The sequence below is a fragment of the Streptomyces sp. NPDC102283 genome (assembly GCF_044766265.1).
Taxonomy (GTDB): domain Bacteria; phylum Actinomycetota; class Actinomycetes; order Streptomycetales; family Streptomycetaceae; genus Streptomyces.
This window is the reverse complement of sequence record NZ_JBIWLQ010000025.1, coordinates 116,228-129,190: the sequence shown is the minus strand read 5'-3', so window position 1 is coordinate 129,190 and position 12,963 is coordinate 116,228. Positions and strand designations below refer to the sequence as shown.

The 12,963-nt window shown below is 69.5% G+C and carries 4 protein-coding genes and 1 tRNA gene; 4 read left to right on the top strand and 1 reads right to left on the bottom strand.

Features of this window, described 5'->3' with window-relative positions; translation table 11 throughout:
- The first annotated feature begins 272 nt into the window (after nt 1–272).
- A tRNA-Thr gene (locus tag ACIRJT_RS34875) sits at nt 273–345 on the top strand.
- Between the two features lie 51 nt (nt 346–396).
- Here the strand turns inward: ACIRJT_RS34875 and ACIRJT_RS34870 are convergent.
- The gene (locus ACIRJT_RS34870; RefSeq protein ID WP_403917491.1) at nt 397–3,024 is read right to left on the bottom strand and encodes a SpoIIE family protein phosphatase; all 2,628 of its coding nucleotides are present in this window, start codon (nt 3,022–3,024) and stop codon (nt 397–399) included.
- A 400-nt stretch (nt 3,025–3,424) separates the two neighbouring features.
- Between ACIRJT_RS34870 and ACIRJT_RS34865 the strand changes: the two genes are divergently transcribed.
- The 3 genes from ACIRJT_RS34865 to ACIRJT_RS34855 all read left to right on the top strand — a co-directional run bounded on the left by ACIRJT_RS34865 (nt 3,425) and on the right by ACIRJT_RS34855 (nt 12,766).
- Complete coding sequence (locus ACIRJT_RS34865; protein WP_403917489.1) at nt 3,425–8,890, top strand: HAMP domain-containing protein; 5,466 nt, start codon at nt 3,425–3,427, stop codon at nt 8,888–8,890.
- A 244-nt stretch (nt 8,891–9,134) separates the two neighbouring features.
- Complete coding sequence (locus ACIRJT_RS34860) at nt 9,135–9,818, top strand: response regulator (RefSeq protein WP_364957117.1); 684 nt, start codon at nt 9,135–9,137, stop codon at nt 9,816–9,818.
- Nucleotides 9,819–9,958: 140 nt separating this feature from the next.
- Nucleotides 9,959–12,766, top strand: coding sequence for a DNA translocase FtsK (locus ACIRJT_RS34855; protein WP_403917485.1), 2,808 nt, complete (start codon nt 9,959–9,961; stop codon nt 12,764–12,766).
- Nucleotides 12,767–12,963: the final 197 nt, after the last annotated feature.

The window sequence follows — 12,963 nt, the reverse complement described above, 5'->3', positions numbered from 1 at the left end:
TACTGCAGGGGGGACCCTGTGGGAGAGTAGGACGCCGCCGAACAATTTTTCCGGGAAAGCCCCGTGCCTTGTGGCACGGGGCTTTTCTGCGTTCCGGGACGGATCAGCGACCCACGAGACCGTGGGGCCCGGCGAGACCTGTGGGACCTGCGAGACCCGTGCGCCCGAGGGCCGTTCGAGGTTGCCCAGAGGGCCGCCGACCCGGGCCGGCCGGGATTATGAGCATCCCTGGATGCCGTGTATGGTTTACCTCGTTGCCACAGCGCAACGAGGCCCCAATAGCTCAGTCGGTAGAGCGTCTCCATGGTAAGGAGAAGGTCTGCGGTTCGATTCCGCATTGGGGCTCAGAGAAAACGAAAGGCCCCCGCCACTGGCGGGGGCCTTTCGCGTTGAAGGTCAGATGCTGGGCGGTTCCGGGACGCGCATGGCCAGGATCGCCATGTCGTCCGAGGCCGGCTCGGCCGCGAAGCGTTCCACGGCCCGCAGAATGCGGGAGGCGACCGCTCCGGCCGTCAGGCCCGTACAGGTCGACAGGACGTCCGCGAGGCCGTCGTCGCCCAGCATGCGGCTTCCCTCGCGGCGTTCGGTGACGCCGTCCGTGACGCACAGCAGGACGTCGCCCGGGTCGAGGACGACCTCTTGCTCGTACAGGTCGAGGTCCTCGATGACGCCGAGCAGGGGCTGCGGTTCCGCGGCGGACTCGACGGAGCCGTCCTGGCGCAGACGCAGCGGCAGCGGATGGCCGGCGCACACGACCTTCAGCAGGGCGCTGCCGTCCTCCTGCGGCCACAGCTCGCCGTACAGGAGGGTCAGGAAGCGGCTGCGGGCGCCCTCGTCGAGGATCGCCGCGTTGAGGCGCTCCAGGACCGCCGGACCGCCGAAGCCCTCGCGGGCCAGCAGGCGCAGCGCGTGGCGGGCGAGGCCCGTGACGGCGGCGGCCTCGGGCCCCGTGCCGCACACGTCGCCGATGGCGAAGCCGTACGCCCCGTCGCTGATCGGGAAGACGTCGTAGAAGTCGCCGCCGACCTCGTTGCCCTCGCCCGCGGCGCGGTAGATGACCTCGATCTCGACGTTCGGCACGTCGGGGAGGCCCGGGGGCAGCAGGCTGCGCTGGAGGGACTGGCTGATCGCCATGCGCTCCGAGTACAGGCGGGCGTTGTCGAGGGCCAGGGCGGCCCTGCGGGAGAGATCCTCGGCCAGCTCCAGGATCTCCTGGCGGAAGTGGTCGTCGGAGGGCTTCCCGAGCGTCAGCATGCCGATCACGCGGTTGCGCGCGACCAACGGGAGGACCACCGTCTCGCCGCCGACGGCCTGGGCCGTGGCGAGGATGGTGCGGGTGGCCGTGCTCATGCTCAGCGGAGCGTCGTGTTGGAGGCTGCGGGTGGAGGTGCTCAGCGCGGCACGGTGACCGGCCTCCGAGGGGGCGGCCCAGACCCGGGCGCCCGGGGTCGGCACCGGGTCCGGCGGGGCGATCTTGGAGAGCAGGGCCTTGAGTCCGTCGATGAGGTCCTCGTCCTCGTGGAGCACGTACGAGAGGTACGGCTCGGAGGACTGGTCCGCGATCGTGTAGACGGCGCACCAGGTGGCCAGGGTCGGGACCGTCATCTGGGCCATGAGCGCCAGGGTCTGGTCCCGGTCGAGCGTGCCGGCCAGCAGGTCGGAGGCCTCGACGAGGAAGGACAGGGAGCCGCGGCGCAGCCGTTCCAGCTCGCCGAGGCGGGCGGACTCCACGGCCAGCGCGATGCGGTCCGCCGCGAACTGGAGGCGCAGGGCCTCCTCGTTGGTGTAGCGGCCCGCGCCTTCCGCCGCGACGCCGAGGGAGCCGGTGAGGCGGCCCTCGACCTTCAGCGGGACCGTGACGACCGAGCGCATCCCGGTGTCGGTGAGCAGGGGCACGGCGCCGGGCACGGCGGTGAGGTCCTCGTGGACGGCCGGCATCCGGGCGGAGCCGTAGCGTCCCGTACCGGCCTCGACGGGGACCCGGGCGAAGCGCTGGCGGGCCGAGGGGAGGCCCGTCGTGGCGCGGACCTCCAGCTCCGTCTCGTCGTCCGTGGCGAGCAGGAGGAAGGCCGCGTCGGCGTCGAGCATGTCGCGGGCCCGCTCGACCGTCCGCTGGAGGAGGCCGTCGAGGTCGTCGGGGGCCGGGGAGCCGATGAACACCTCGAACGGGTCCGCGGTGCGGTGGTCGGAGGAGGCGTCGGAGACCGGGGCGCGGACGGGGGACTGGAGCACGGCGCGCTCGTCGTCGCGGACGAGGAGGCAGACCGTGGAGGGTTCGCCGTCGGTGTCGCGGACCCTCAGGTGCGAGGCGTAGACGGCGATGGTCCGGCCGTCGGCGCCGCGGATTCCGTAGCTGCCCTCCCAGCGGGAGAGCCGGAGGGCGTCGGCGATGCCGGTGTTGGTCCCCGGGGTGTGCGGCCAGGCCACGAAGTCGGTGAGCTGCTTGCCGGTGACCTGTTCCGCGGTGTGCCCGAAGACGTACGCGGCGTCGTCGTTCCACGCGCCGATCGCGCCGGTGCTGTCGATCTGGACGACGGCGACCCGTACCCGCTGGTCGGTGACGGGGAGGAGCGCGGTGGGCAGGAGCGGACCGGCGGAGCGGATGCCCACGGGCCGGTCGGGCAGGTCCAGCTGGAACCAGACGTGCTTGCGGGTGGGGGAGTACTCGACGCCCCAGCGCGAGGCCAGGGCGGCGCAGAGCAGCAGACCGCGACCGTTCTCGCGGTCGGGGCTGCCGAAGTCCAGGCCGTTGCTCTGGAGCGGGACCTCGCGTTCCGGATAGTGGTCGGCGACCTCGACACGTACGCCGTCCCCGCTGCGCAGGCACAGCACGTCGGCCGCCGTCCCGGCGTGCACGACGGCGTTGGTCACGAGCTCACTCGTGAGGACGACGGCGTCGTCGACGACATCGTTGTAGCCCCACCCCTGGAGCGTGTCCCGGACGAAGGCGCGGGCGGTCGCGACGGAGCGCCCGACCGGTTCGAAGGTGGCGGCCGCGCGCGCGGTGATCACAGCACTCCCCATATGGTGTCTCGTCGCTTCCCCGAGTCCTGTGCCCGTTTATCGCCGCTTCGATTCGCTTGCCAGGCTAGACGTTCGCCAGGGGTGTCGGTTACACGAGGGCCGAGTTCGGGACAGGACGGTCCGGCAGTGGTGCGCGGGCGCACAAGTATGGACTCCCGGTGCAAGGGATGGGGGGCAACCGGGACAGGTTGCCCGCCGACCGTCCCCTGCCTGGTACGTTGCAACGATTTGACGTCCGCCCGGTCGCCCGTTGACGGTGTGCTGTGGCGGTGAGCCAAAGTGGAACTGGGCAAGCTTCCTGATAGGCCCGAGTGAAACGGTCAACCCCTGCGGGAGGGACACGGTGGAGTCTGGCGTGGCGGCGCGGGGTTCGAAGGCGCGTACAAAAGGCGGACAGTCCGTGAAAAAGCAGCGCAATGGCACCGTCGAGGTCGACGCGGCAGCTCTGAACAGACTGCTGGCGGGACTCGTGGCGATGCGCGACGGAAACTTCCGCCGGCGGCTCACCGTCTCCGGCGACGGTGTGATGACGGAGATCTCCGCGGTCTTCAACGAGGTCGCCGACCGGAACCTCCATCTCACCGGCGAGCTGGCCCGTGTACGGCGCGTGGTCGGCCGCGAGGGAAAGCTCACGGAGCGGTTGGAGACGGGTGCCTGCGAGGGTTCCTGGGCCGCCGCGATCGACGCCTCCAACGAACTCGTCGACGATCTCGCGCGACCGGTCTCCGAAGTGGGCCGGGTGCTGTCGGCGGTCGCCGACGGTGATCTGGAGCAGCGGATGGAGCTGCGGTCGCACACGACGGACGAGACGGTCCGGCCGCTGCGCGGCGAGTTCCTGAAGGTCGCCCGTACGGTCAACAACCTGGTCGACCAGCTGTCGGTCTTCACCGAGCAGGTGACCCGGGTCGCCGTCGAGGTGGGCACCGAGGGCAAGCTCGGCGGCCAGGCGCAGGTGCGCGGGATGTCCGGGTCCTGGAAGGACCTCACGGACTCCGTGAACACCATGGCGTACCGGCTGACGGCCCAGGTGCGGGACATCGCGCTGGTGACGACTGCGGTCGCCAAGGGTGATCTGTCGCGCAAGGTCACCGTCCATGTGGCCGGCGAGATGCTCCAGTTGAAGAACACCGTCAACACGATGGTCGACCAGCTGTCCTCGTTCTCCTCGGAGGTGACACGCGTTGCCCGCGAGGTGGGTACGGAGGGCGAGCTGGGCGGTCAGGCGACCGTGCCGGGCGTGGCAGGTGTGTGGAAGGACCTCACCGACTCCGTCAACACGATGGCGGGCAACCTCACCTCCCAGGTGCGCGGGATCGCTGAGGTGACGACGGCGGTCGCCAGCGGTGACCTGACGCAGAAGGTCACGGTCAGCGCACGCGGCGAGGTCGCGCAGCTGGCCGAGACGATCAACCAGATGACCGAGACGCTGCGCACCTTCGCGGACGAGGTGACGCGGGTGGCGAGCGAGGTCGGTGGCGAGGGGCTGCTCGGCGGTCAGGCGCAGGTGCCGGGCGCGGCCGGGACCTGGAAGGACCTCACCGACTCGGTGAACACGGTCTTCAGGAACCTGACGACCCAGGTGCGTGACATCGCGCAGGTGACGACGGCGGTGGCCAGCGGCGACATGTCGCAGAAGGTCACGGTCGACGTGGCCGGCGAGATGCTGGAGCTGAAGAACACCGTCAACACGATGGTGGACCAGCTCCAGTCGTTCGGTTCCGAGGTGACCCGCGTGGCCCGGGAGGTCGGTGTCGAGGGGCGGCTCGGGGGCCAGGCCGAGGTGCCGGGAGCCGCGGGGACGTGGAAGGACCTCACCGACTCGGTGAACACCGCGTTCCGCAACCTGACCGGTCAGGTCCGGGACATCGCGCAGGTCACCACGGCGGTCGCGAACGGTGACCTGTCGCAGAAGGTCACCGTGAACGTGGCCGGGGAGATGCTGGAGCTGAAGAACACCGTCAACACCATGGTGGCGCAGCTGTCCAGCTTCGCCGACCAGGTGACGCGGATGGCCCGGGACGTGGGCACCGAGGGCCGCCTCGGCGGCCAGGCGCGTGTGGACGGTGTCTCGGGTACGTGGAAGGAACTCACGGACTCCGTCAACTTCATGGCAGGCAACCTCACCTCTCAGGTGAGGCAGATCGCGCAGGTGACGACGGCGGTGGCGCGGGGCGATCTGTCGCAGAAGATCGACGTGGACGCCCGGGGCGAGATCCTGGAGCTCAAGAACACCATCAACACGATGGTCGACCAGCTCTCCGCCTTCGCCGACCAGGTCACCCGGGTCGCCCGCGAGGTGGGCACGGACGGGCGTCTGGGCGGTCAGGCGCAGGTGCCCGGCGTCGCCGGAGTGTGGCGCGATCTCACCGATTCGGTGAACGGCATGGCCGGAAACCTCACCGCTCAGGTCCGCAACATCGCGCAGGTCGCCACGGCGGTGGCGCGCGGTGACCTGTCGCAGAAGATCGACGTGGACGCCCGGGGCGAGATCCTGGAGCTCAAGAACACCCTCAACACGATGGTGGACCAGCTGTCCAACTTCGCGGAGCAGGTGACGCGGGTGGCCCGTGAGGTGGGTACGGAGGGCATCCTCGGCGGTCAGGCCGAGGTCCAGGGCGTGTCCGGTACGTGGAAGGACCTCACCCAGTCCGTCAACGGCATGGCGAACAACCTGACCCTCCAGGTCCGCAACATCGCCGAGGTCACCACCGCGGTCGCCAAGGGCGATCTCTCCAAGAAGATCACCGTCGACGCCAAGGGCGAGATCCTCGAACTGGTCACGACCGTCAACACGATGGTCGACCAGCTGCTGAACTTCGCGGACGAGGTCTCGCGCGTGGCCCGCGAGGTGGGTACCGAGGGCATTCTCGGTGGTCAGGCGCGGGTGCGCGGGGCGACCGGCATCTGGAAGGACCTCAGCGAGAACGTCAACCTGATGGCCAACAACCTGACCAGCCAGGTGCGCAACATCTCCCGGGTCTCCTCGGCTGTCGCCAACGGCGATCTGACGAAGAAGGTCACCGTGGAGGCGCGCGGCGAGGTCGCGGAGCTGGCCGACACCGTCAACACGATGGTGACGACGCTTTCCTCGTTCGCCGACGAGGTCACGCGCGTGGCCCGCGAGGTGGGCACGGAGGGCGAGCTGGGCGGCCAGGCGCGGGTGCCGGGAGTCGCCGGTACGTGGAAGGACCTCACCGAGTCCGTGAACTCGATGGCCTCCAACCTGACCGGCCAGGTGCGGCAGATCGCCACGGTCACCACCGCCATCGCCAAGGGCGATCTGACCAAGAAGATCGACATCGACGCGCGCGGTGAGATCCAGGAGCTGAAGAACACCATCAACACGATGGTCGACCAGCTCTCCTCGTTCGCGGAGCAGGTGACCCGGGTGGCCCGCGAGGTGGGCACCGAGGGGCAGCTGGGCGGTCAGGCGCGGGTGCGGGACGTCGACGGCACCTGGCGCGACCTCACCGAGTCGGTGAACGAGATGGCCGGGAACCTGACCCGTCAGGTCCGCGCCATCGCGGCCGTCGCCACCGCGGTGACCCGCGGCGATCTGAACCTGAAGATCGACGTGGACGCGGCCGGCGAGATCCAGGTCCTCCAGGACAACATCAACACGATGATCGCGAACCTGCGCGACACCACCCTCGCCAACAAGGAACAGGACTGGCTGAAGGGCAACCTGGCCCGGATCTCCGGTCTGATGCAGGGCCGCCGCGATCTCGACGACGTGGCCTCGCTGATCATGAGCGAGCTGACGCCGGTGGTCTCGGCGCAGCACGGCGCGTTCTTCCTGGCCATGACCGCGGGCGACTCGGACGAGGTGGGTCCGGACGACGGTGCGGCCAGCGCGTACGAGCTGCGGATGCGGGGGAGTTACGGCTACTCTGCGGGTTCGATGCCGACCTCCTTCCGTCCCGGTGAGACACTCATCGGGACGGCGGCCGAGGAGAAGCGGACGATCCAGGTGGACAACGTGCCGCCCGGCTATCTGAAGATCTCCTCCGGGCTGGGCGAGGCCCCTCCGGCGCATGTGATCGTGCTGCCGGTGCTCTTCGAGGGCAAGGTCCTCGGCGTGATCGAACTGGCCTCCTTCCAGCCGTTCACGCACATCCAGCGGGACTTCCTCAACCAGCTCGCCGAGATGATCGCAACGAGCGTCAACACGATCAGTGTCAACACCAAGACCGAGAAGCTCCTGGAGCAGTCGCAGGAGTTGACCGAGCAACTGCGTGACCGCTCGCAGGAGTTGGAGAACCGGCAGAAGGCCCTCCAGGCGTCCAACGCCGAACTGGAGGAGAAGGCCGAGCTGCTGGCCCAGCAGAACCGCGACATCGAGGTGAAGAACACCGAGATCGAGGAGGCGCGGCAGGTGCTGGAGGAACGTGCCGAGCAGCTCGCGGTCTCGATGCGCTACAAGTCCGAGTTCCTGGCGAACATGTCGCACGAGCTGCGTACACCGCTCAACTCGCTGCTGATCCTCGCCAAACTGCTGGCGGACAACGCCGAGGGCAACCTCTCGCCGAAGCAGGTGGAGTTCGCCGAGACGATCCACGGGGCCGGATCCGACCTGCTCCAGCTGATCAACGACATCCTCGACCTGTCGAAGGTCGAGGCGGGCAAGATGGACGTCAGCCCGACCAGGATCGCGCTGGTCCAGCTGGTCGACTACGTGGAGGCGACCTTCCGCCCGCTCACCGCGGAGAAGGGGCTCGACTTCTCCGTACGGGTGTCGCCGGAGCTTCCCGCGACGCTGCACACCGACGAGCAGCGCCTGCTGCAGGTGCTGCGCAACCTGCTCTCCAACGCGGTGAAGTTCACCGACGGCGGTGCGGTGGAGCTGGTGATCCGGCCGGCCGGCGCCGATGTGCCCAACGCGATCCGGGAGCACCTGCTGGAGGCCGGTTCGCTGCGGGACGCGGACGCCGATCTGATCGCCTTCTCGGTCACCGACACCGGGATCGGGATCGCGTCCAGCAAGATGCTGGTGATCTTCGAGGCGTTCAAGCAGGCGGACGGCACGACGAGCCGGAAGTACGGCGGTACCGGCCTCGGTCTCTCCATCAGCCGGGAGATCGCGCGGCTGCTCGGTGGCGAGATCCACGCGGCGAGCGAGCCGGGGCGCGGTTCCACCTTCACCCTGTACCTGCCGCTGCACCGTGCCGAACTGCCGCCCCAGGGCTACCCCGCGGTGGGTTCCGGTTCCGCCGAGGTGCTGGGCGGCGCGGGCGAGATGGGGCACCCGCAGTCCCCGCAGGGTCAGCCGGCTCCGTTCGGCGACCCGGCCAACTCCGCCGGGATGTTCCGGCGGCGGCGCAAGGCCCTGGGGGACGCGGCCCGCAGGCCCGCGCTGCCGACCGGCCGGACCGCGCCCGAGAGCTCCCCGCAGCAGGAGGAGTGGGTGCAGGCGCAGGGCAGTCAGGCCGAGACCCAGCTTCAGGGCCAGGCGGCGGCGGAGGAGAGGGAGCCCCGGCGGACGTTCCGCTTCCGCGGTGAGAAGGTCCTCATCGTCGACGACGACATCCGTAACGTCTTCGCGCTCACCAGCGTGCTGGAACAGCACGGACTGGCGGTGCTGTACGCGGAGAACGGCCGTGAGGGCATCGAAGTCCTGGAGCAGCACGACGATGTGACGGTCGTACTGATGGACATCATGATGCCCGAGATGGACGGTTACGCGACGACGACCGCGATCCGTCGGATGCCGCAGTTCGCCGGGCTGCCGATCGTCGCGCTCACCGCGAAGGCGATGAAGGGCGACCGGGAAAAGGCCATCGACTGCGGCGCTTCCGACTATGTGACGAAGCCGGTCGACCCTGATCACTTGCTAGCGGTGATGGAGCAGTGGATGCACGGAGAGTGATGGGAAATGGAACGAATGAGTGTCAGTTGTTGACCGACTGTGCTCGAACGGGTGTGAACGCGCTGTATTCGGGGAACCTTCTGGTCTCCCACCGCGTTTGCGGTATGTGCACGGTGACATCGCGGTGACAGGGTGTGGTGACGGGCGGGGTGCGGCTACCATGACCGGCACAAGGACGGACGGCGTAAGGGAGTCGTCCCCTGGGGCGGCACCCGGTGCATTTCCGGGGCGAGGAGGACGGGCCATGGTGCAGAAGGCCAAGATCCTCCTGGTCGATGACCGGCCGGAGAATCTGCTGGCGCTGGAGGCCATCCTCTCTGCGCTCGATCAGACACTGGTCCGGGCATCGTCAGGGGAGGAGGCGCTCAAAGCGCTGCTCACGGACGACTTCGCGGTTATTCTGCTGGATGTCCAGATGCCGGGCATGGACGGGTTCGAGACAGCCGCGCACATCAAGCGGCGGGAGCGGACCCGGGACATCCCGATCATCTTCCTCACCGCGATCAACCATGGTCCGCACCACACCTTCCGCGGCTACGCGGCCGGTGCGGTGGACTACATCTCGAAGCCGTTCGACCCGTGGGTCCTGCGGGCCAAGGTCTCGGTCTTCGTCGAGCTGTACATGAAGAACTGCAAGCTCCGCGAGCAGGCCGCGCTCCTGCGACTCCAGTTGGAGGGCGACGGCCACGCGGGCGGTGAGCACGAGAAGGAGCCGGCCGGTCTGCTGGCCGAACTCTCCGCGCGGCTCGCGGCGGTCGAGGAGCAGGCGGAAGCGCTCTCCAAGCAGCTCGACGACGAATCCGCGGACGCCGCGGCGGTGGCCACCGCCGCCCACCTCGAACGCAAGCTGACCGGCCTGCGCCGCGCGCTCGACGCACTGGAGCCGGGCACCGGCGGGGGTACGGGCGTACTGCCCGTACAGAGCTGACGATTGCGATCCCTCCGGCTCGACGCGTGCCGGACGCCGCCGTGAGGCGACGTCAGTTCCGGGCCCCGCGAAGGCGACACGGTCGGGTGAACCAGTAGGCGAACGTGTTCACGGGCGACGACAGCGGTAACCTCGGCATCATGGCCTCACGTACGTCCGGCAAGGGTTCCCAGGGCACGGCGGGCACCGCGAAGCGCGTCGGCCGTACCTCGGGTCCGGCGAAGAAAGCCGCGCCCGCCAAGAAGACCGCGCCCAAGAAGTCGGCTGCTCCCGCGAAGAAGGTTCCCGCGAAGAAGGCGGCGGCCAGGAAGCCCGCGCCCAAACCGGCACCGTCACCCACCGGAGGCGTCTACCGGCTGGTGCGGGCGGTCTGGCTCGGGGCGGCGCACGGCGTCGGCGCGCTGTTCCGCTCGATAGGGCGTGGAGCCAAGGGACTTGACCCCGCCCACCGCAAGGACGGGCTCGCACTGCTGCTGCTCGGCCTGGCGCTGATCGTCGCCGCGGGCACCTGGTCCAATCTCCAGGGACCGGTCGGCGACCTCGTCGAGATGCTGGTGACCGGGGCCTTCGGCCGGCTCGACCTGCTCGCGCCGATACTGCTGGGCGCGATGGCGGTGCGGCTGATCCTGTATCCGGAGCGGCCCGATGCCAACGGCCGTATCGTCATCGGACTCTCCGCCCTGGTCATCGGAGTCCTCGGCCAGGTCCACATCGCCTGCGGTTCACCGGGCCGGGACGCGGGCACCGAGGCGATGCAGGACGCGGGCGGGCTGATCGGCTGGGCCACCTCCAAGCCGCTGATCTTCATGATGGGCGAGGTGCTCGCCGTACCGCTGCTGGTGCTGCTGACCGTGTTCGGGCTCCTCGTCGTCACCGCCACCCCGGTCAACGCCATTCCGCAGCGGCTGCGTCAGCTCGGCGTCCGCCTCGGCATCGTGGAACCGGCGCCCGGGACCGGCGAGGAGTACGAGGACGACGACGAGCGCTACGACGAACAGTGGCGCGAGGCGCTGCCCGAGCGGACTCGTCGGCGTGGCGTGCGGCGCACGGACGCGGACCCGGTCCACGACCACGACGAGGCCGAGTCCGAGGCGCTCAGCAAGCGCAGGAGGCCCCGCAGGCCCTCCGCGCAGCCCGCGATGAACCGGCCGCTGGACGCGGTGGACGTCGCCGCGGCCGCTGCCGCCGCGCTCGACGGGGCGGTGCTCAACGGCATGCCGCCCTCGCCGATCGTCGCCGACCTGACCCAGGGCGTCTCCGCGGACCGGGAGCGCACCGGGACGCCCGTGCCCGGGGCCCGGGAGGCCGAGCGGGACGGCGCGGGGAAGGCCGGGGCCGGGCGCCGGTCGGACCGCTCCCCCGGCGCCGATGAGGCCTCGGGCCGGTCCGGCGCCGTTCCCGACCTGACGAAGCCCGCGCCGGAGCGTTCCGAGGGACTGCCCGCCCGCGCCGAGCAGCTCCAGCTGTCCGGCGACATCACGTACTCGCTGCCCTCGCTCGACCTGCTGGAGCGCGGCGGACCGGGCAAGACCCGCAGCGCCGCCAACGACGTGGTCGTCGCCTCGCTGACCAACGTCTTCACCGAGTTCAAGGTCGACGCCGCGGTCACCGGATTCACCCGGGGCCCGACCGTCACCCGCTACGAGATCGAGCTCGGCCCCGCCGTGAAGGTCGAGAAGATCACCGCGCTGGCCAAGAACATCGCGTACGCCGTGGCCAGCCCGGACGTACGGATCATCTCGCCGATCCCGGGCAAGTCCGCCGTCGGCATCGAGATCCCCAACTCCGACCGCGAGATGGTCAACCTCGGTGACGTGCTGCGCCTCGCGGACGCGGCCGAGGACGACCACCCGATGCTCGTGGCGCTCGGCAAGAACGTCGAGGGCGGCTACGAGATGGCCAACCTCGCCAAGATGCCGCACGTCCTGGTCGCGGGCGCCACCGGCTCCGGCAAGTCCTCCTGCATCAACTGCCTGATCACCTCGATCATGGTGCGGGCCACCCCGGACGACGTGCGGATGGTCCTCGTCGACCCCAAGCGCGTCGAGCTGACCGCCTACGAGGGCATCCCCCACCTCATCACCCCGATCATCACCAACCCGAAGAAGGCCGCCGAGGCGCTCCAGTGGGTCGTGCGGGAGATGGACCTGCGCTACGACGACCTCGCCAACTTCGGCTACCGGCACATCGACGACTTCAACCACGCGGTGCGCAACGGCAAGTGCAAGGCGCCCGAGGGCAGCGAGCGGGAGCTGTCCCCGTACCCGTACCTGCTGGTGATCGTCGACGAGCTGGCCGACCTGATGATGGTGGCCCCGCGCGACGTCGAGGACTCGATCGTCCGCATCACCCAGCTGGCCCGCGCGGCCGGCATCCACCTGGTGCTCGCCACCCAGCGGCCCTCGGTCGACGTGGTGACCGGCCTGATCAAGGCCAACGTGCCCTCCCGGCTCGCCTTCGCCACCTCCTCGCTCGCCGACAGCCGGGTCATCCTCGACCAGCCCGGCGCCGAGAAGCTCATCGGCAAGGGCGACGGGCTCTTCCTCCCGATGGGTGCCAACAAACCCACTCGTATGCAGGGAGCGTTCGTCACCGAGGACGAGGTCGCCGCCGTCGTCCAGCACTGCAAGGACCAGATGGCCCCGGTCTTCCGGGACGACGTCGTGGTGGGAACGAAACAGAAGAAGGAGATCGACGAGGACATCGGCGACGACCTGGACCTGCTCTGCCAGGCGGCCGAACTGGTCGTCTCCACCCAGTTCGGATCGACCTCGATGCTCCAGCGCAAGCTCCGGGTCGGCTTCGCGAAGGCGGGCCGGCTGATGGACCTGATGGAGTCTCGCAACATCGTCGGACCCAGCGAGGGATCCAAGGCGCGCGACGTCATGGTGAAACCCGACGAGCTCGACGGGGTGTTGGCCGTCATCCGCGGGGAATCCGCTCCGTAAAGGTTTTGTGGGCAACCGTTTCGTACGGTCGTACGTCCAGTTGAAGGGAAGGACGGAACCGTGCTCCTCCCCGAAGCTCGCTCCGTCGTCACCTCACCCGTACTCCCACCCCGTTCGGCCCACTACAGGTTGCCCAGTCCTCGATCGGGGCCGTGCTCCGTCCCCGCTCCGCGCTGGAGTCGGCGGCGGGGCCGTCC

Bases quoted from the DNA above. Each gene is read 5' to 3' on its own strand.
- ACIRJT_RS34860 (WP_364957117.1), top strand. From the start codon at position 9,135: ATGGTGCAGAAGGCCAAGATCCTCCTGGTCGATGACCGGCCGGAGAAT.
- ACIRJT_RS34870 (WP_403917491.1), bottom strand. From the start codon at position 3,024: ATGGGGAGTGCTGTGATCACCGCGCGCGCGGCCGCCACCTTCGAACCG.
- ACIRJT_RS34855 (WP_403917485.1), top strand. From the start codon at position 9,959: ATGGCCTCACGTACGTCCGGCAAGGGTTCCCAGGGCACGGCGGGCACC.